The sequence below is a fragment of the Fluviispira vulneris genome (assembly GCF_014281055.1).
GTDB lineage: Bacteria > Bdellovibrionota_B > Oligoflexia > Silvanigrellales > Silvanigrellaceae > Silvanigrella > Silvanigrella vulneris.
In genome coordinates this window covers 221,604-242,252 of the sequence record NZ_JACRSE010000003.1, presented here as the reverse complement: position 1 = coordinate 242,252, position 20,649 = coordinate 221,604, and the positions used below count along the sequence as shown (strand labels likewise).

18 protein-coding genes and 2 tRNA genes are annotated in these 20,649 nt (G+C 33.7%); 10 read left to right on the top strand and 10 right to left on the bottom strand.

Going from position 1 to position 20,649, the window contains the following annotated elements; translation table 11 throughout:
- Positions 1–12 precede the first annotated feature (12 nt).
- A complete protein-coding gene (locus H7355_RS07895; protein WP_186646355.1) occupies positions 13–2,265 on the bottom strand; it encodes a sensor histidine kinase in 2,253 nt (750 codons plus the stop codon).
- 577 nt (positions 2,266–2,842) lie between these two features.
- On the opposite strand from H7355_RS07895, the gene H7355_RS07890 reads away from it, so the two are divergent.
- The gene (locus H7355_RS07890; RefSeq protein WP_186646354.1) at positions 2,843–3,163 is read left to right on the top strand and encodes a GNAT family N-acetyltransferase; all 321 of its coding nucleotides are present in this window, start codon (positions 2,843–2,845) and stop codon (positions 3,161–3,163) included.
- A gap of 7 nt (positions 3,164–3,170) precedes the next feature.
- On the opposite strand, the gene H7355_RS07885 is transcribed toward H7355_RS07890, so the two are convergent.
- From H7355_RS07885 to H7355_RS07860, 6 genes are all read right to left on the bottom strand, one after another.
- Positions 3,171–3,638: a methylglyoxal synthase gene (locus H7355_RS07885; protein WP_186646353.1), complete on the bottom strand. Its 468-nt coding sequence runs from the start codon at positions 3,636–3,638 to the stop codon at positions 3,171–3,173.
- A gap of 25 nt (positions 3,639–3,663) precedes the next feature.
- Positions 3,664–5,514 carry a glutamine--fructose-6-phosphate transaminase (isomerizing) gene (glmS, locus tag H7355_RS07880; protein ID WP_186646352.1) on the bottom strand — a complete coding sequence of 617 codons (1,851 nt, stop codon included), beginning with the start codon at positions 5,512–5,514 and terminating at the stop codon, positions 3,664–3,666.
- 19 nt (positions 5,515–5,533) lie between these two features.
- Positions 5,534–6,349: a sugar phosphate nucleotidyltransferase gene (locus H7355_RS07875; protein WP_186646350.1), complete on the bottom strand. Its 816-nt coding sequence runs from the start codon at positions 6,347–6,349 to the stop codon at positions 5,534–5,536.
- Between the two features lie 120 nt (positions 6,350–6,469).
- Complete coding sequence (gene tadA, locus H7355_RS07870) at positions 6,470–6,955, bottom strand: tRNA adenosine(34) deaminase TadA (RefSeq protein WP_222435690.1); 486 nt, start codon at positions 6,953–6,955, stop codon at positions 6,470–6,472.
- A 22-nt stretch (positions 6,956–6,977) separates the two neighbouring features.
- Positions 6,978–7,067, bottom strand: a tRNA-Ser gene (locus H7355_RS07865).
- Between the two features lie 22 nt (positions 7,068–7,089).
- A tRNA-Arg gene (locus tag H7355_RS07860) sits at positions 7,090–7,166 on the bottom strand.
- Between the two features lie 260 nt (positions 7,167–7,426).
- Between H7355_RS07860 and H7355_RS07855 the strand changes: the two genes are divergently transcribed.
- The 7 genes from H7355_RS07855 to H7355_RS07825 are packed head-to-tail and all read left to right on the top strand — an operon-like array spanning position 7,427 to position 14,852.
- A complete protein-coding gene (locus H7355_RS07855; RefSeq protein WP_186646348.1) occupies positions 7,427–8,521 on the top strand; it encodes a BMP family lipoprotein in 1,095 nt (364 codons plus the stop codon).
- Positions 8,522–8,549: 28 nt separating this feature from the next.
- On the top strand, positions 8,550–9,566 hold the full coding sequence (locus tag H7355_RS07850) for a BMP family lipoprotein (RefSeq protein WP_186646346.1): 1,017 nt from the start codon (positions 8,550–8,552) through the stop codon (positions 9,564–9,566).
- Between the two features lies 1 nt (position 9,567).
- Positions 9,568–10,608, top strand: coding sequence for a BMP family lipoprotein (locus tag H7355_RS07845; RefSeq protein WP_222435689.1), 1,041 nt, complete (start codon positions 9,568–9,570; stop codon positions 10,606–10,608).
- Between the two features lie 56 nt (positions 10,609–10,664).
- Entirely contained in the window at positions 10,665–12,284 is a 1,620-nt protein-coding gene (locus H7355_RS07840; protein ID WP_186646344.1) for an ABC transporter ATP-binding protein, read from the top strand.
- Positions 12,281–13,309: an ABC transporter permease gene (locus tag H7355_RS07835; protein ID WP_222435688.1), complete on the top strand. Its 1,029-nt coding sequence runs from the start codon at positions 12,281–12,283 to the stop codon at positions 13,307–13,309. Before H7355_RS07840 ends, H7355_RS07835 begins: the two co-directional genes overlap by 4 nt.
- A complete protein-coding gene (locus H7355_RS07830; protein WP_186646342.1) occupies positions 13,309–14,235 on the top strand; it encodes an ABC transporter permease in 927 nt (308 codons plus the stop codon). The genes H7355_RS07835 and H7355_RS07830 overlap by 1 nt, the downstream gene beginning before the upstream one ends.
- 20 nt (positions 14,236–14,255) lie before the next feature.
- Positions 14,256–14,852 carry a cob(I)yrinic acid a,c-diamide adenosyltransferase gene (locus H7355_RS07825; RefSeq protein ID WP_186646340.1) on the top strand — a complete coding sequence of 199 codons (597 nt, stop codon included), beginning with the start codon at positions 14,256–14,258 and terminating at the stop codon, positions 14,850–14,852.
- Here the strand turns inward: H7355_RS07825 and H7355_RS07820 are convergent.
- Positions 14,849–15,472: a fumarylacetoacetate hydrolase family protein gene (locus H7355_RS07820; protein ID WP_186646339.1), complete on the bottom strand. Its 624-nt coding sequence runs from the start codon at positions 15,470–15,472 to the stop codon at positions 14,849–14,851. The two genes, H7355_RS07825 and H7355_RS07820, sit on opposite strands and share 4 nt — an antisense overlap.
- Before the next feature lie 206 nt (positions 15,473–15,678).
- Here H7355_RS07820 and H7355_RS07815 point away from each other — a divergent pair, with 206 nt between their 5' ends.
- Positions 15,679–17,859: a DEAD/DEAH box helicase gene (locus tag H7355_RS07815; RefSeq protein WP_186646338.1), complete on the top strand. Its 2,181-nt coding sequence runs from the start codon at positions 15,679–15,681 to the stop codon at positions 17,857–17,859.
- On the opposite strand, the gene H7355_RS07810 is transcribed toward H7355_RS07815, so the two are convergent.
- Together H7355_RS07810 and H7355_RS07805 are read right to left on the bottom strand one after the other, a co-directional pair.
- Positions 17,846–18,610 carry a TerC family protein gene (locus H7355_RS07810; RefSeq protein WP_186646337.1) on the bottom strand — a complete coding sequence of 255 codons (765 nt, stop codon included), beginning with the start codon at positions 18,608–18,610 and terminating at the stop codon, positions 17,846–17,848. The two genes, H7355_RS07815 and H7355_RS07810, sit on opposite strands and share 14 nt — an antisense overlap.
- A gap of 131 nt (positions 18,611–18,741) precedes the next feature.
- The gene (locus H7355_RS07805; protein WP_186646336.1) at positions 18,742–19,323 is read right to left on the bottom strand and encodes a hypothetical protein; all 582 of its coding nucleotides are present in this window, start codon (positions 19,321–19,323) and stop codon (positions 18,742–18,744) included.
- Positions 19,324–19,412: 89 nt separating this feature from the next.
- Between H7355_RS07805 and H7355_RS07800 the strand changes: the two genes are divergently transcribed.
- Positions 19,413–20,618 (top strand): hypothetical protein, encoded by a 1,206-nt coding sequence (locus H7355_RS07800; RefSeq protein ID WP_186646335.1) that lies wholly within the window; start codon positions 19,413–19,415, stop codon positions 20,616–20,618.
- Positions 20,619–20,649: the final 31 nt, after the last annotated feature.

The window sequence follows — 20,649 nt, the reverse complement described above, 5'->3', positions numbered from 1 at the left end:
AAAATTTTTTTTTCACTTTTCTATGGATAGTGGAACAAAATGTACAAGATTTTTCGGTATTAATCCTATTCCCATTTTTTCACATCTCTGAATTATTTCTTCATTCTCATAATGCGATGTCACTATAATTGATTTTTTCATGTCATACTTTTCAAATAGATCAAGACCACTTTCTTTAAACCCATAAAATTCATAATCACAAAAACATAAGCTGTCTTTTAAAGTTTCAAAATTCAAATGAGCCCATTCTCTGAAGGATGCTGGATTGGTAAAATGAATAATTTTAACTCTATGTTCAGATAGAACTAGGTTTTTAAAACGCTTATCCCATACTTCATGTATATTTTTTTCATCATCAATAATAATAATTGTTTGATTATTTAAAATCGTAATTTTTGCTACAAACCATATTGGCTCTTCTGCTCTTGCTAAATCTAATGTTATTTTTGTACCAATATCTACTTCAGAATGAATGAGAAGAAGCCCACCCCACTCACGAACAGTAGACAGAGCATGGAATAAGCCCAGTCCTCTTCCAAACTTCTTATTATAACTAACACCTTCAACTCCAATCTGATTTAGAACTTCTAAAGGAATACCTTTACCATTATCTTCTACTGTTATATAGATCCTATCTTTTGTGTGAGTTCTTAATTTTACTAAAATTCTGCCTTCACCATTTGGCAATGCTTCAAAAGCATTGTTTATAAGATTAGATAAAATTCTTTTTAAATCTGAATAATTCAGTTTTGAAAATAACCCATAGTTATTCTCTTCATAGATATCACCTTCAATTACAAGATTTTTAAAATGAAAGAAATTTAGCCTTTTTTCAGATATAATTTCTTCCAATATACTGTTCAATTGTTCAATACGATTAATCTTATCGAAATTATTCAGATCTTCTCTACTTTTGCTTAACAGATCATTTGCAATATCTCGCATACGTCCAATCTGCTTCCGGATCATAATTCTTTTCTCTTCAGTCAACTCTTGCAAATTATGTTTTACTAAAATGCTTAATACATCTAGTGGACTTCTAATATCGTGACTCACTTTATTTGCAATCTTGCTGAAAGTTAAATTTTTTGTTTGTTCAGTATATTTTTGGAATACTTCATTTGCTTCTTGAGAAAGTTTTAAATAATTATTTACTATTTTTTGTGTTTCATAGATTCCATCGTACGAAGGTCTAATAAAAAGATTTGTCCCAATGTTTTCATTTTTTTTAGGTATGCTTATTGGGAGGTGATTAAGTTTAATAACATTTTTACTTATATTTACCAATATTTTAGAAAATTGCATTGAAACTAAATTTGCAAAAAACCAAACTAAAAAACTTATTAAAATAATTTCTAAAACATGTTCAACTTCTATTAATTTAATAATTTTTAAATAACTTAAAACACAATAAAATACTGTCATACCTAACAAAATAGAAATGGACATTATTGTCCTTAAGCTATAATTATCCGCAAAATCTTCTTTTTTAAATTTGGGCATTCCTTTTTCTTTAAATATAAGTATACATATTGTTAAAATGCCAACAAACCATCCAGCTTCAAATGCCGAAGTTCCGTATAAGTGGTCTACAACAATTATTTCTGTATAACTTATACCAAGTTCAGAAAAGCAGAGTAAAAGTATTGCTTGTAAGAACAAAAAATCACTCCATTTATTTGTTCTTGCACTCATTGCTATAATTAAACCAACCTTAACAGATTCTATGAGTGATATAATCATGCAACTATAAAATTGTAAATAATCCGGATTGCTAATCATTGGGGAAAAATGACTTTTAATAGCAAATTTAATACTAATTAAAAGATAAATTAATCCAGATATCATAGCAATAATAATAGATATTTTGTTGTTAAAAAATATGTTTTTCATTCGTTTAAATAAAAAAATCAGCATTGTTGACATAAATACCATAAATAAGAAATCTTCTACAAATATTTCTTGTATAAACGCCATTATAAAGTTATTTTTATTAAAATCAGTTAGATTATTCATATATAAAAAATCAGCGCCAATTGCGCTCGAAAAACAAACTATAAATAAAATAAATTCTTTTTTGCTAAAAAAATTAAATAAATATACACGATAATAAATTAAAACTAAAATCACAGCAATTTCAGAAATAATTTGAAAAACTCCAAAAGTAATTTCCCTTGATAAATCGAAATATTTTATTATTAAAAACGGTAATAAAATATACATAAAAGCAAATACTATCCAATTAAGATCTTTCGTTATATTCATTCTGTTTCCCTTTAATTTATAATGATTTATATCGATAAAGAAAATAATATTTAATTATAAAAAATGACTCTAAAATGAGATTCTCAAAATAGTTGAATAATTTTAAATAGAGAACCAATATTTATTTTTTATAAAATGTAATTTTTATAATTATATTTCTTATATAGGTATATAAAAGAAATATTTAATAATTTTTTTATTTAGTTCATTTTTCAGTAAATTAAAATTAAGTTGAATAATTTTCTTTATTCAACTTAAAAATACAATCTTACATTTTATATCAATATTATTCAATATCCTATCATTACTTTCCACCATAAATCTAACACATCAAAAAATATTGTTTCTCTACATTTGTATTCAATAATTATAAAAATTACTTTCACATTTTATTTCTTGATAAATAAAAATTTCAAAGTATTTTAATTTTATAATTTTTATTGAGAAATTTTTCGCGATCTACATAAGAAATACAATGATTGAAGATGATTAAAAACTCACTGATATTTTTATAAAATCTAGAATAAATATGTGATTCCTCCCAGTGCTGTAAACACGCGAAGAAATGTTTTGGTGGATGGAAAATATTGTCTTTAATGAAAACAAACTCAGAGTTGCAGAAAAAGATAAAAAAGTGCTTGGGGTTTTAGCAATTAATTTAATGACATTTGAGCACTTATATTTAGCTCCTGATGCACAGTATCTTGGGATCGGACTGAAATTGTTAATTGAATACCAAGAGACTGAAAACAAACTGAAACTTTGGGTTTTCAAGAAAATAAACGCGCTATTCTTTTTTATAAACGAAGTAGTTTCAAAAAAGCTGAAAAAGCAAATGGTGCGCGAAACAAAGAAAAAGTTCCAGACGCAAGAAACATTTGGTAAAAATAGAAAATAGGTTTTGATTAAGGGTTTTTTCTATTTTTATACACAGTGAAATCGGTCACTGTTTTTAGATATTTTCCAGAAAAATAGGGCGATGATATCAGGAAATCAGCAGAAGACTGATTGCAGGCAAGCGGCACGTTCCACACCACAGCCACTCTTAATAACGCCCGAACATCGGGATCATGTGGTTGGGCTGCAAGCGGATCCCAGAAAAAAAGCACAAGGTCGAGTTTTCCATCCGCAATGTAAGCACCCGCTTGCATGTCCCCACCCAATGGACCGCTTTCAAAACACGTAACATCAAGTCCTGTTTCACGCTCTAAAAGTTTTCCTGTGGTGCCTGTGGCATAAAGGTTATGTTTAGCAAGTTCTTTCGCATGTAAAACAGCCCACTCCAATAACTCTCTTTTTTTGTTATCATGAGCAATAAGGACAATATTTTTTCTCTCAGGCATATTGATTTTTTTATATTGAGAGCTGCTCATTATGTTTCCTTACTATTTTTTGTTTTTATTCTACTGTAACACTTTTTGCTAAATTTCGTGGTTGATCGACATCTGTTCCTTTTTTAACCGCCACCCAATAAGATAACAAATGCAGCGGAACTGTAGTTAAAAAGGGTTGAATAAGCTCTGAACATTCTGGCACCCCGATAAATTCGTCGGAAATACTTTTTAAGTTTACATCTCCTTCTGTGCCCACTGCTAATATTTTTCCGCCGCGTGCACGAATTTCTTCAATATTGCTTATTGTTTTTTCGTAATAACTGTCTTTCGGTGCAACACAAATGGACCATATATTTTCATCAATTAGAGCAATGGGCCCATGCTTAAGTTCACCCGCAGCATAACCTTCTGCGTGAATATAAGATAATTCTTTGAGTTTGAGTGCGCCTTCCATTGCGACAAACCATTGCGGCCCTCTACCTATAAAAAGAATGCTCTGAGAATTATAAAATTTCTTAGAAATTTTTTCTATATAACTCGATAGAGTCAATGTTTTCTCTAGTAAACTTGGAATTTTAACGAGCTCGTTGATATATTCAGCAATTTTCTCAGTTGAAAGCTTTTTTTGTTCCTGCGCTAGAGCTAAACCTAAAATAATAAGAGAACTGATTTGTGCAGACAGAGCTTTTGTGCTCGCAACTCCCACCTCAGGTCCAGCATAGATAAGACTTTCATCATGACAATTATGTGCAATTGTGCTTCCAGGCATGTTCACAATCGCAAGTGTTTTTGCACCATTTTCTTTGGCAAATTTTATTGCTTGCAAAGTGTCAATTGTTTCCCCACTTTGTGAAAGAGCGACACTTAATGTCTTAGTTGTTACAGTCGGAGTTCTGTATCTTGATTCACTCGCGAGATCCACTTCAACAGGAATTCTTGTAAATTTTTCAATAAAGTAACGAGCCAAACATCCTGCATAATAACTTGTCCCACAAGCTACTATTTGAATGCGCTCAATTTCTTTTAAGTTTATGTTAGATAAGCCATAATTTTCAAGGTTTATTTTACCTGAATCACGATCGAGTCGACCATTGATTGTCTGCGCAACCGCCTGTGGCTGCTCATGGATTTCTTTTAGCATATAATGATCATAACCATTTTTATCGAGCATAGCTGTAGACCAAGAAATTTCAATTGGCTTTCTTGACACTTCTTTACCTGCAAAATCGACAATGGAAATTCCTTCTGCATTTAAGAAAGCAATTTCTTTATCTTCCATGATAATGATAGAACGGGTGTGATCGACAAGAGCCGTTATGCCCGAAGCCATATAGTTTTCATTTTTTCCTAGCCCTAGAACAATTGGGGAACCATATTTTATAACAAATAAAGTATCGGGCACATCGGTGCATAAAATCCCAAAAGCAAATGCTCCGTGGATTTGAGAAACTAAAGAATAAATAGCCTTTTTCATACGCTCAAAATTATTCTTCTCTTGTGTCAATTTTTTATATTCATGATTTAATAAATGCACTGCTACTTCGGTATCGGTTTCACTCTGGAATTTATAGCCTTTAGTGATTAAAAAATCTTTTAATGGTTTATAATTTTCAATAATCCCATTGTGTAATAAAATTATATTTTCTGAGCGGTGAGGATGAGCGTTACTCTCTGTTGGTTTACCATGAGTTGCCCAACGTGTGTGACCTATACCTATTTTTGTACTCGCTGGAAGTTGTGCTAATTTATTTTGTAAATTATTTAATTTACCTTCAGCTCGCTGAATAAAAACTCCATCGGAATTCATCATTGCAATACCAGCAGAGTCATACCCTCTATACTCAAGACGTTTCAGTCCATTGTAAAAGAATTCAGGAGTAGCATTCGAGCCGATATACCCAATCACACCGCACATATATTTAACCTCATTCTTATCATTTTAAATTTGCATATTTGTTCTGGAATTTGACTTCCATTTCTGCCAATTGCTCTTGGGAATTGATCCCTAAAAATTCACTTTCATCTTGGCCTATCATATAACCAACTTTATTCCCTAATTTTTTAGAAATTTCAGGAGCATCAGTTAAATAATATTCTTTCGCTGCATTTGTATTATTGAGCTTAGCTAAAATAGCATCTAAGTCATTTAAATTCGCACATAAAAATCCTGAATTACACAGATCAATTTTTTTCTCATCCTCATTACAATCTTTTTCTTCTCGAATAGCTATGAATTCTTTATGACTATCTGTTAAAATACGTCCATAGCCAAAAGGATTTTTAGCCTTAAAAGTCATGATAGTAAATGAATTATTCTGTTCTGCATGGGTTTTGAGGAATGTTTTAAAGGTTTCACCCTCAACACCAGGGCTGTCACCTGGAGTAATAATAATGTTTGTCTTTACATTATTTTCAATTTCGTTTGTAAAATATTTTTTTACCGCTTCTACCCCACAGGCAGCAGCATGTCCCGTCCCCAAGGGATTTTCTTGATAGGCAAAATTAATTTTAATATCTTTTGGAAATGTATGCTGTGCAATGATTTCTTCGACGAGTTTTTGCTTAGGAGAGATAACAACAATAATTCTCTTAACTTCAGCCTCTATGAGCGATTCTATAGCCCAAATAACCAATGGTTTGCCAAACAGAACATGGGCTACTTTTGGTAAATGGGAATTCATTCTTTTCCCCATCCCTGCAGCCAGAACAACACCAATAGCTAAGCCATTGAATTGGTAAGGGGCTTCCACAGAATAATTCTCCAAATTAAATAATTTAAACGCAATCTTTTCATGAATGCTTGATTGTATCAAATAATAGATACATTTTCTTCTATTTACACAATAGGAAAATTATTTTCAAAATTTAAATTATTTTTTTCGCCGTGCTTTGAAAAAGCTTTTGAGCAGCATTGAGGACTCTTCGGAGCAAATGCCTTGAGTGATTTCGCATTGATGGTTTAAGCGCTTGTCATTTAAAATGTTATCTAGACTTCCAACAGCTCCTGCCTTCGGATCGCAGGCAGCAAAGATAATATTTGGGATTCTCGCAAGTATTATAGCTCCGGCACACATAAAACAGGGTTCTAGACTCACATAAAGACTGCAATCGCTTAAACGCCAGCGCCCAAGTTTTTTACATGCAAGCTCAATTGCGATAAGCTCCGCATGGGCGGTCGCTTGATTTTCCGTTTCCCGAAGATTGTAAGCTTCAGAAATAATTTCGCCATGCGCATTAACGATCATGGCGCCGACGGGAACTTCGCCCAATTCCGAAGCTTTTTTTGCAAGTTCAATACACTTTTCCATGTACACTTGATGATTTAAACTTTGAGTTGTGGATTTTGTAGTAGACAAAAGGTGTATAACCCAGAAAAGGTGGCGGAGCGAGAGGGATTCGAACCCTCGGAAGAGTCTCCCCTTCGCGCCCTTAGCAAGGGCGTGGTTTGAGCCACTCACCCATCGCTCCCCAAGGGATAAATATATAATAATGGCGCGCGGTAAGCGATTCGAACGCCTGACCGCCAGATTCGTAGTCTGGTGCTCTATCCAGCTGAGCTAACCGCGCATTGACCTTGTCAGAAAGATTTTCATCTTCACTGTCAGAGTGTTCTGTGGTGTACAAAATCAAAAAAGAGAAGTCAACATAGATTGTCACTTTTTTCTCAGTCCGTTTATTTTTGGTGAAATAAGGCACTTAAGCTAACGTAGCAAAGAATCAAAAAGTCCTAGAAACATTTGGCGCATTTGTGCTATGCCTTTTTTGCCTAGGCCTATTTGGCTAAGTATCATATTTTGCCAAGAAACTTTATTCAGAAAGGATCTCTCGTGTCTCCTAACTGTACCTTTAAAAAAGCGGGATTATTACTTTTTCCTCTCCTAAGCATGTCGACAATCTCCCCTTTGAATCTTTATGCATCCGAATCCTCTAAAACATCAGAATCCTCTAAAACATCAACTCCCCCCAAAATTTGCATGGTTCTGGACAAGGGGGGTAAGGACGATAAGTCCTTCAATGAATCCGCGGTTACAGGCTTTAATCGCGCTCTAAAAGAACTTCCTATCAGTCAGAGCAGTAAGTTTGTGGAACCCAAGAATGATGCTCAAATATATCCTTTTTTTAGGAGTTTTGCCACATCTGCGAAATGTGATTTAATCATCGCCATTGGCTACAACCCCTCAGAATACGTTCCTGAACTCGCCGCCAAGTACCCCGACAAGAAATTTCTCGCTGTCGATACAAACTTAGAAGACAAAAATACTGCAAAAAACATTCGATCCATCACGTTCGCTGAACATGATGGTTCTTTTTTAGTTGGTGCTATTGCAGCTATGAAATCAAAGACAGGGAAAATAGGTTTTGTGGGTGGAATGGATATACCCCTTATCCATCGCTTTGAGACGGGATATTCTGCAGGTGCAAAATATATTAACTCAAAAATTAAAATCACCACTGCATACGTTGGTATAACAACAGATGCATGGAACAATCCCGCAAAAGCGAAAGAGTTGGCCCACGCACAATACAATGAAGGCAATGATGTTATTTTCCAAGTTGCTGCCAATTCAGGGCAAGGTGTTTTTGATTCTGCAGAACAGATGAATAAACAATCAAAAACAAAACACTATGCGATTGGTGTTGATACAAATCAAAATTGGATCAAGCCAAAAATCATTTTGACCAGTATGGTTAAAAGAGTAGACAATGCAGTTTATTTTGCAATTAAAGATTTTACGAACGGAACATTTACCACAGACCACACAGCTTTTAACTTAAAAGATGGTGGAGTTGATTGGGCTTATGATCAATATAATAAAAAATTCTTTACAGAAGCACAGGTAAATGAGATTAATGAAATCAAAGAGAAAATAATTAATGGAAAAATAATTGTTCCTGATTATTATAAATTAGATAAAAAATAATATTCCCTTTGAAAGGTATTAACTTAAAATGAAGAATATTCTTACCTCTATTTTCTTTCTATCATTGACACTCCACACACAGTCAATTCATGCTGCTCCAAATGCAAAAATATGTATGATTCTCGATAAGGCAGGTAAGGATGATCGTTCTTTTAATCAAGCAGCATATGAGGGATTCCAAACTGCCTTAAAAACTTTACCTATTTCAAAAGAAAGTAAAGTAATTGATGCCAAAGAAGATGCACAACTTAAACAGGCAATTCGTGCATTCGCCAAAAGCAGTTGCGCAGTTATTTTTTCAATAGGCATAAATAATGCAGATGCTATAAAAGCCCTTATTCCTACATATCCTAAACAAAAATTTGTTCTTATTGACTCCGTCATAGATGAAAAGAATGTTCGCTCAATTGTCTATAGAGAAGATCAAGGCTCGTTTTTAGTTGGCGCTATTGCTGCGATGAAATCAAAAACAAATGAAATTGGTTTTATTGGAGGAATGGATATTCCTCTTATTCGTAGATTTGAAACCGGATATATAGCAGGCGCAAAGTATATCAATCCAAAAATTAAAGTACTTTCTGCTTTTGTTGGGATATCCATTGAAGCATGGAATAACCCCACAAAAGCACAAGAAATCGCTCTTAATCAATATAGACAAGGTGCGGATATTATTTTTCATGCAGCAGGTGGTTCAGGTTTAGGCGTCTTCAATGCTGCGGAAAAAAAAGAAAATTTAAAATATAAAAAATATGCTATTGGCTGTGACTCCAATCAAAACTGGATTAAACCAGGCATTATTCTCACAAGTATGACCAAAGGAGTTGCTGCTACAGTTGTAGACACTATTCAGTCCGTAATAGATGATAAATTTATGACCGGTACTTATTCCTATGGTCTAGATCACAATGGTGTTAATTGGGCCTATGACAGCTACAATAAAAATTTATTCACAGAAAAAGATCTAGAAAAAATTGAACAAATTAAAAAAGATATTATAGCAGAAAAAATTCAAGTCCCTGATTATTATAAAGAGGTAAAGAAATAATATGCTAATATATAATTTTACAAAAAAAATAGCAGTAAAATTTTTAGCTATTTTTTCTTTTATAATCGTATCGTTAAATGCTTACGCAGAAAAAAACAATAAAGTCTGTCTTATACTTGATAAAGGTGGTAAAGATGATAAATCATTTAACCAATCAGCGTATGAAGGCTTTTTAAAGGCTCAATCTGATTTTAAATTATCAAAAGAAAGTAAATATGTAACAGTAAAAGATGATTCACAATCGACTCATTTTGTCAGAACTCTTTCAAATGGAGACTGTGGGCTCATTATTGCTGTTGGTTTTAATAATGCAGATGTCGTTGAAAAATTGGCTCAGAAATTTCCAAAACAAAAATATGTTCTTGTCGATTCTTCTGTGAAAGCAGAAAATATTCGCTCTATTTCATTTCAAGAGCATGAAGGTAGTTTTTTAATCGGCGCAATTGCTGCAATGAAATCTAAGAATAATCATATTGGTTTCATTGGTGGTATGGAAATTCCACTGATAAAAAGATTTGCCTTAGGATATAAATCAGGTGCTGAGTATATCAATCCAAAAATTAAAATAACAGAAACTTATGTTGGCGTCTCTCCAACAGCATGGAATAATCCTACCAAAGCAAAAGAACTTGCTCTGTCTATGTATAATCAAGAAAATGATATTATATTTGTCGCTGCAGGCGCTTCTTCACAAGGTGTCTTTGATGCCGTCGCCGAAACCAATAAAAATAACAAGAAAAATAAATATTATGTTATTGGAGTTGATTCCAATCAAAACTATATGCAACCGGGTCTTGTTTTAACAAGTATGGAAAAAAAAGTAAATGTTGAAATATATGCTGCAATTAAAGATTTTGTTGAAAATAAATTTTCAACTGGAGTTATTCGATATGGCTTTGACAATGGTGGAATAGATTGGGCTTATGATAAATACAATAAAGAACTTTTTACGGGTCAAGATATAGATAAAATCAATAATATAAAAAAAGATATAATTTCTCATAAAATTAAAGTTCCAGATTTTTACCAAGTAGGAAAATAAGATTATAATTATAATTTTATTTAGTTAATTTTTAATGATAAATGGTATTATATATTATGAAAATTAGTGATGAAAAAAAACAAATAGCTTTTGAATTTCGATCTGTCACAAAAACATTCGGGAAAATAATTGCTAATAATAAAATAAGTTTTTCCGTTCCTAAAGGATCAATAAGGGCACTTGTTGGTGAAAATGGAGCCGGAAAATCGACTGCTATGAAAATTCTATTTGGCTTATACAAAGAAGATTCTGGGGAAGTCCTCGTTAACGGCAAACCACAACATTTGAATTCACCAAGAGATGCAATAAAAAATGGGATTGGCATGGTGCATCAGCACTTTATGCTCGCTGAAACAGCAACAGGGTTGGATAATATTATTTTAGGAGATGAAAGCGATACATTAAAGCTTCCCTTTTTACCTCTTGCCCTTAATATAATTGATCGTAAAAAAGCTAAAATTAAAATTGAAAATATTGCAAAAAAATATGGACTAACCGTTCCCCTAGATATTAAAATATCTAAACTTCCCGTTGGTATGCAACAAAGAATTGAAATATTAAAACTCTTATACCGTGAAGCTGATATTCTCATTCTCGATGAACCTACAGCTGTATTAACACCACCTGAAGTTGATGAATTTTTTATTAATCTTAAGAAATTAAAAGATGAAGGTAAAACTATTATCATCGTTACTCATAAATTAAAAGAAGTTCTTAACTTTACAGATCATATAACTATATTTAGAAGTGGCCAAGTGATTGGGAATTTAGAAACAAAAGAAGCCAATGAAGAAAAAATAGCTTCGATGATGGTTGGCAGAAAGGTCAATCTTAAACCAAAAATTCCATGTAATACTAATTTAAAAGGACCTGTGTTAAATATAAGAAATGTCACCTTAAAAGATTATAAAACAAAAGATTCAAAAAGAAATTTATTAAATAAAATAAACTTATCTGTATCGGGTGGTGAAATTGTAGGAATTGCTGGCGTAGAAGGCAATGGACAATCCGATTTATTGGATCTTATTTTTCATCCACAAAAGTACTTTGGTAAAAAATCTACACAAAATAATCCTGCAAGTGGTGAGATTAGTCTTCTTGGTAAAGATATTAAACATAAAAAAAGCTCAGAAATGGCTGATATCAATGTTGGATTTATTCCTGAAGACAGACATACAGATGGATTGTTATTAAATATGTCTGCTGAAGAAAATTATATCCTTGGCCGGCATTGGGAAAAATCATTTCGCATCGGTTTTTTACAAAATATTAAAAAAATAAAAGAGACAGTCAAAAATGAAATGGAAACTTATGATGTGAGGCCACGAAATTCTGAGCTTTTAGCTTCTGGATTTTCTGGTGGCAACCAACAAAAGATAATAATTGCGAGAGAGTTTGGTAAAAATCCAAACTTTATTGTGGCAGCCAATCCCACAAGGGGAGTTGATATTGGTGCGATTGAATTTATACACAAACAAATTGTCGAAGAAAGAGATAAGGGCGTAGGAGTTTTACTCATCTCCTCTGAGCTTGACGAGATTACTACGCTTTCAGATAGAATTATTGTTCTCTATGAAGGAGAAATTGTGGCTGAGTACAAAAGAGACGAAGCAGACGAATACCAGATTGGCCTGGCAATGTGCGGCGGCCTTCCCCATGAAGGAGCTCGCAAGTGAATATCATTCGCCCCATCGCAGCTACCATAATTGGGCTTTTTTTAGGTTTGCTTGTTACCTATTTTGCAGGTGAAAACCCTTTAAATGTTTTCCTTATATTCACAACTTCAGGTTTTGGCAGTGCCTATGATATCGGTATGACTTTAACTTATAGTATGCCGCTTATTTTAACAGGTCTTTCTGTATCAATGGCATTCAAATCTGGACTTTTTAATATTGGTGCAGAAGGACAACTTACCATGGGCGCTTTAGCGGCTGCATCCGTAGGAGCGCTTTTCACATCAATTCCACCTTTTATCGCACCTATTTTCGCAGGTATTTGTGCAATATTAGCTGGGGGAATATGGGGAGGAATTGCTGGGTATTTAAAAGCAAAACGTGGAGCACACGAAGTCATAACAACAATTATGCTTAACTTTATTGCTGCAGGTATAGCAAGCTATGTAACTGTTTACTTATTAAAGGATCCAAATACACAAAACCCACAAACAATTCCTATTTCTCCAAATTATAAACTCGAGTCGTTTGCATTTTTTGATAGCGCCCCTGTTTCAAGCGCACTTTTTTTGTCAATTATAGTAGCGATTTTGGTCTGGATATTTTTATACCGCACACCCCTTGGTTATGAAATTAGAGCCGTTGGTTCCAATGAATCTGCAGCATCCACTGCATGTATAAGTATTTCAAAAACGCAAATTTTAAATATGTTTATAGCAGGAAGTTTAGCTGGACTTGTTGGTGTAGGAGAAGTATTAAGCCGCTCGGAATGTTTTAAACTCGATTTCTCACCTGGCTATGGTTTTACTGGAATTGCTGTTGCATTTTTAGCGAGAGGCAATCCTATTGCCATTATATTTTCTGGACTTCTTTTTGGTGTACTGCAAAAAGGCGCAAGCGATCTTGAAATATTTACGCACAATGTCACATCTGACCTTTCACTTGTATTACAAGCATTAATTATCCTTGCAGTATCAGCTGATGGTTTATGGGAAAAATTTATTTCTGCTAAAAAGGTTAAATTGTAATGGACTGGATTAATCTTGCTATTTCTATAAGCGGTGCAACTATTCGGATGTCTGCTCCACTTATTTTCGCTGCTCTTGGTGGTCTTTTTAGTGAAAGAAGTGGAATCATAAACATTGCTCTCGAAGGAAAAATGCTTGCAGGTGCATTTGCAGCAGCCGCAGTTACTACATTAACGCAAAACCCTTACTTTGGACTTTTAGCTGGTGGCTTAGCTGGAATGTTAATGTCCATTCTTTATGGTGTTTTCGTTATTAATTTTAAAGCTAACCAAATTGTCGTTGGAACTGCTATCACAATCTTAGCTACCGGTGCCGTGCCATTTTTTTCGCAAATTCTTTTCCAAAACACAGGCTCTACGCCTGAAATTCCAATTGGAAGTAGGTTCATTTACACACCAATAATTATCGCATGGTTGTTTGTAATTTTGATATGGTGTTTATTTAAATTCACGCCATACGGGATGTGGCATAAATTTGCAGGAGAACATCCAGACGCTTTACAAACATCTGGTGTCGACGTGATAAATACACGATGGTCAGGTGTTTTGGTCTCTGGTTTTCTTGCTGGTCTGGGTGGCGCAACATTATCAATATGTTTATCAAGTAGTTACACTCGTAATATGACTGCGGGCCGTGGCTATATGGCTTTAGCCGCTCTTATTGTTGGAGGTTGGAAACCGATAACGGCTGCTTTAGCATGTTTAGCGTTTGGCTTTTTCGACGCTCTCGGGATTACTTTACAAGGTTTCCAAATGCCGAAACCTGATTTTTCAATCGACTTTTTCAATCAAATTTGGAATTTCTTTGTTTCAGCTCAATTTATCCAAATTATTCCTTATATTCTTACAATAGTTGTTGTTGCTGGTTTTGTTGGCAAAAGCAGACCACCCAAAGCATTAGGTCAGCCGTATTTAAGAAATCGGTAATTTATTCCTTAGGAGTAAAAATGAGAATCACAAAAGTCTACACGCGAACAGGGGATAAGGGCACAACAGCTCTTGCTGATGGCACTCGGATAGACAAAGATAGCTTAAGATTGGAAAGTTATGGGACAATTGATGAATTAAATAGTGTCATTGGAATATGTCTACAAAATACCCATGAAATATCTGAAGAACAAACCCTTCATCTTAGGAATTGGTTAACAGCAATTCAAAATGATTTATTTAATTTAGGTTCTGATCTTGCAACTCCTATTGCATCACGTTGGAAAAATATGATTCTTATTAATGAAGCTGACATTTTGCAATTAGAAAAATTAATTGATTATTGTCAGCTTAGCTTAGAGCCGCTTAAAGAATTTGTTCTCCCAGGAGGAACTCTTTTAAACTCTTATTTGCATTTAGCCCGAACAGTTTGCAGAAGAGCAGAAAGATTTATAGTTTCGTTATCGAAAGAAGAAGAAATTAATAATTTTGCACTAATATATATCAACAGACTGTCGGACTTATTTTTTGTTCTCGCGCGGTGGGTTCAACATGTTTCTGCTAAATCTGAAGTGACTTGGAACAAGTCCTTGGGTGTCCGCTCTCTTAAAATTTAACTCCAACAAACACTGTACCTTATTGATGCAAAATTGAGAGTTCCTTTTTGCCCAGACAACACAGGTCCCACCCCCGCAGGAGTGCCAGTAAAAATAAGATCCCCTGCCACAAGTGGGAAAAATTCACTTATATACGCAACACATTCTGCTGGACTGAGTCGCATATCTTTTCCAAAACCCTCCTGCTTTATTTTATCATCTAAAGAAAAGGAGAATTTTTCATTTAAATAATTTGGAAACTCTGAAACTCTTAACCAAGACCCCACAACCACACTGTCCGGAAATACTTTACTGGTAGTCCATGGCTGTCCTGCTTTTTTTTGTGCTGTTTGCAAGTCTCTTAAAGTCATGTCGAGACCGATTGAAACAGCTCCGATCGCCTTCTCAGCATCTTTTAAATCGAGTTTATAACCACCTTTATCAAGTCTTAGAACTATTTCAGATTCATAATGCAATGACCCCATATTTTGTGGTATACTGAGGAGAAGCTCTTCATGATTTACTGCTGCTCTCAGCACACTTTTGGGTTTTATAAAGAGCACAGGTTTTTCAGGAACGACATCTCCTAGCTCTTTTGCGTGATCGAGATAATTCTTGCCAACGCACACAATTTTATCCATAACCAAGACTCCAGGAGACAAATGTTCTTTTTCATAAAAGTACATGTTTCTTATTGGCATGTACCAAATGATAATTTAAAGAAAGTAAGTGGTATTGTCTACAAGACTAAAAAAAGAGTTCTATATTCTTCTTGGCCAATTACACCGCATGAGAGTATAAAAAATGAAACTTTGTTATTTTTTGATTTGTTTTGGAGAAGTTTAGTATGGGATTTAGAGGTAACAACAGGAATACATATCGTCCAAAACCCCCCAAAGGACCCGTTCGTTTGACATTTGGTATTATTGAAGACAAAACAAATGAAACAAAACCTGTTGCAATTGCTCAACCTCAATTTGAGAAACAGGAAATTATTGGGACATTATATTTAAAAAAGATTAAAATAGATAATGTTAAACCTCTTCCCGCAAAACATATTTCAAGAATTATAGAAAATATCTCCAAAATATATGAAGAAGGTCGATATTTAAATACAAATACTGTTATTGACTCTGAAAATAATATTTTTAAAGTTACATTTAACTATAATCAAAATACGATTGATAGGATTAAAGGTCTTGATCGTAACGAACGTCAATGGGAACCCGAAGAAAGACTTTGGAAAGTTTATATAGCAAGTTTTGATGATTTATTCGATATTTTGGGTAAAGGATTTAAGTTAACAGATAATGCTTATCAAGAAATCAAAGAGTTTGTGAAAAGCAAATATTACGCACACATTGCACCAAGTAAACTTGGTAAATTAATATTAAGAGAAAGCTGGTTTGAAGAATTTGATCTTTCTACAGAAGTCAATGCATTACACGGAAGTGAAGCTATGACGTCTCATGGCTCTGTCACCACAAATTACTCAAAACCACAGCTTGAACTTCTTGAAAAAATCAAACAGCAAATATCTTCATTTTCTTTTAAAAGAAAACCTTATTCTCATCAATTAATTGGTATAGAATTTCTTTTACAAAATCCGGCTTGTGCTTTATTGGATGAAATGGGTTGTGGTAAAAGTTTTCAGATAGCATCCTCTGTCGCAATGCTTTTGCAAAGTAAAACGATTGATAGATGTCTTATCGTTGCACCAAAATCTCTTATTAGAACTTGGCAAGAAGAAATGTCTCTCGCGACATCAATTCCGTATACAGTTATTGAAGGCTCTCCGGCACAAAGGGCAAAACTCTTAAAAAGTTCTTCGCAAATATTTATTGTCCATTATGAAGGAATCCGTCTTGAAAAAGAAGCGCTTTCTGAATGGATTAAAGAAGGCGAAGGGATGCTCGTTTTTGACGAAAGCCAAAGAATTAAAAACTTAAATGCACAAACAACTATCAGTGCAAAATATATCCGTAACAGTGCTAAACGTTGTGTGATTGCAACAGGTACCCCAATTGCAAATAGGCCTCTCGATCTTTTCGCACAATATTTTGTAATGGACAATGGAAATACTTTCGGCACAAGTTTTCCAGCATTTAAAAACACTTTTTGTTACATAGATATATTAGAAATAAATCAAGGGCGTAGAAAAGTTAAAATAGAAAAATTCATGGGTGTTCGCAATGGCGAAGAATTGAGAAAAAGAATTCTTGCTACTAGTTTAAGACGTTTAAAAAATGAAGTTCTTGATTTACCACCTATTATATTTAAAGATTATGCTATTGAACTAAAAGCTGAACAAAAAACAATTTACGCCAAAATGCGTGACTCCGTTCGTAGTGAAATTGAAAACATGAGTCCTGAAGAATATGCGAGTCAGGCAAATAATATTGTTGTACGACTGTTACGTTTGTCGCAAATTGCATCGAATCCAAAACTGATCGATCCTAAGTACGATGGAACAAATGCAAAACTTTCTGAATTGGAAGATCTTTTGTTTGATATTTTCTCTGACGATACGAAGAAAGTTATTTTATGGAGCCACTTTGTAGGCAACGTAAATTATTTGGTAGAAACCTACCAAGAAACATGGGGTGCTGTTGCTCATACGGGTGAAATGAATATTGAAGAACGCTCTCGCAGCATAGAACAGTTTCAAAATAATCCTGAGTGCCGCCTCTTTATTGCCACACCTCAGTCCGCAAAAGAAGGTTTAACTTTATTGCCTAGAGACGGAAAAATGAAGGCAGATACCATGATTTATATGGATCTTAATTTTGATGGGGGAAGCTACGTGCAGTCACAAGCGCGTTTCCACCGTATCGGGCAAAATGCTGAAAAATGTCTCGTGATTCATTTACTCGGCGTTGATACTGTTGATGAATATATTAAAAAATCTCTTATTGACAAAATTCAAACAGCCTCTCAAATTCTTGACAATGCAAGTCAAGAACAATTGAATCAAATAAAAGGTGAAAGCTTTAAACTTAGTAAAGAAGAAATTCTTAATATTTTATAATTTTTCTTATACTTTTATTTGATTTCAAATCTATTTCTTTTCTTTTACTTTTATTAATCTCATAGCGTATCTGCAACAATTGTATTAATAATGAGAAAAGAAGTGGCGCGTATAAATATTGTTTTGGTATTGATCTATCAAACGCTTCAAGACATAATGTTGTACCTATCACAAGCATAAAAACAAGCGATAATATTTTTACTGAAGCAAAGCGCTTAAGAAATGAAGCAACTTTATTAACAAATAAAATCATAATTAACACAGAAACAAGTATTGAAAAAATTATAACCATTAAATTTTCTGTCAATCCAATGGCGGTAAAAATAGCGTCCATTGAAAAAATAGCATCAATAAAGACAATTTGAAAGATTGCAGAAAAGATTGATATTTTATATTTATTTTTATCTTCAGATATTTCGCAGTCTTTATGTTCAACTGTTGCATGAATTTCTTTAATTGATTTCCAAATTAAAAATAGCCCACCAACAGTCAATATAATATCGCGGGTAGAAAAATCAAAATTACCAATAAAAATAAAACTTTTCTGAAAAGAAGAAACCCAAGTAAAACCAACAAGAAGAAACACTCTTGTTGTTGCAGCTAAAATCAATCCCAAATAGCGAATAAAATTCTGACTTTCCAAATTCACACGATTTGAGATAATCGAAATCATCAATATATTATCAAAACCAAGAACTATTTCTAAACACAGCAAAGTAAAAAAAGTAATTAGAATACCAGCATCGGGCATTTTACTTCCTCCAACCATAATAATATTTTATATCATATATTTTTATAACTTAATATTTTTTTTAATATGAAATTAATAATTAAATAATAAAATTTATCTTGAATTTTAAAAATATAATTTCCCAAATTTTTTTAAAGAAACTCAGATAAGATTTTTCTAAGTCTCAAACCAGAGGATTGAATTTTTAATCTATAACTCCGACCGCGGTCTTCGTTATAGGAATGATAGCAATTTATCCAATTATTGCCACAAGATTTAACATAACCTTTCAAAATCTTGTTTGAAAGAAAATTTACTGAAAAGTCCCCACTCATAAATTCTATAGGCTCAAACCCAGAACGAGCTCCGTTTGCCCGCCAATTGATTTGCAAAGGTCCTATGTCTACATTTTTATCTTTAGGGAGTCCATTTTTTAAAAATACTTCGGCATTTTTACCCGTTAATATTTTTTTACCCTCAACAAGAATAACTTTTATTTTAAAACTCGATTCAACGTGAGCGATTTGCCAAATGATGTCTGGATTTTTCGTTCGGCATGCAGCTTTTGCAAAATCTAAAATTTCGATTCTTTCATCTGGAGGTAATTTTTGTGATGTTACTTTTCCTGCAGCTGCTAAGAATATTGAATGGCATGGAATTTTTCTTTCCTTTGAAACAAAGTTAATTGCTTGTCCTTCTAAAACATGTGAAGGAAATGCGTCAATTGGAATCACAATAAATCCTCACTTCACTCGCGTGCCTCATTCAAATCAAAAATAATCCGATCGTTAACTCTATATCTCATTTGTTGAGAGGTTTGATATTGAAAAAAAGATTTATTTTTTCTAAAATACATATAATTATATCATTCTTTCTATTAAATTATAACTTAATATGTAGAGCAAATTTAATTATACCACCCCTCGATTTATATCTTGATTCCCATTCTCTTGGAATGGGGGGAGCTTTTGTTGGTCTTGCGAACAACGAAAATGCTCTGTTTACTAATCCTGCCGGTATAGGTGAACAAGATAAACGCGATCGTTCAAAATCCGTGGTTAAATTTGCTACATTTCCAAATTTAACCGCTGCAGCCAATTCATACACAGCAGGTTTGCTAGGAAATTATTTTGATAACAATATAAAATACCCTACAAAAGAACTAGAAAACTCTATAGAAAATGCTTCTCCAAACGATATAGTGTATTCACGAGCAAGTCTATTTCCAACAGTGGTTCTCTCCCGTTTTCAATTTGGTTTCTTAGCAGATTCTTTGGTTTCTGGCTACACAACCAAATACTCAAATCCCCAAACAAGTGCATATTCAACCACAGCAAATCCAATAAGTTATGACAGATCCTTTGCACTTGTCAGCCGCTCCCAACTCGGCCCTTGTTTAGGTATTGGAATCCCAATTCCAGGAACAAATACTTCAATTGGTATTGGCGCACGCTATTTAGAAAGAGCTTCAATTGTTTCAACTGTTGAAGGCAATTCAAATGGATTTATAAAAGAATCATCCGATGCAACAAGTAGGAGTTTCAATAAAACTCAAGGTTTTGCTTTTGATCTTGGATTAATGATGCCTTTTAAAGGCTCTTGGAACTATAAAATTGGGCTTTCAGCTCTTGATGTTGGAGATTCCACATTTCAACCTGTAAGTAGTTCCTCAGTAAAAGAAGTTGAAAAAATGAATATTAAAGCAGGAATGAGTATTAACCCATCTCTAGGTAAAGATCTTGGCTTTATTTTATCAATTGAGGGAGATAGAATTAATGATCAACGAGTAAATGACCGAGATAAATTGCGTGTTGGAAGCGAGCTCAGTTTTGGTTCTTATAACAACAACGATGCTTTCCTCTCTTTAAGAGTGGGTTACGCTATGAGAACAGTAAGCGCAGGAATAACGATAAGAACCATATTTGCACGATTGGAGTTTGCAACATTTGGAGAGGCAGTTCAAGCTAGCAACGGAATTGTTGCAGACAGACGTTATGCCTTTCGTCTAACAGTTGATTTAAATAAGTAAAAATTGATTGTTATCTGTCTTTCAGAGGGGG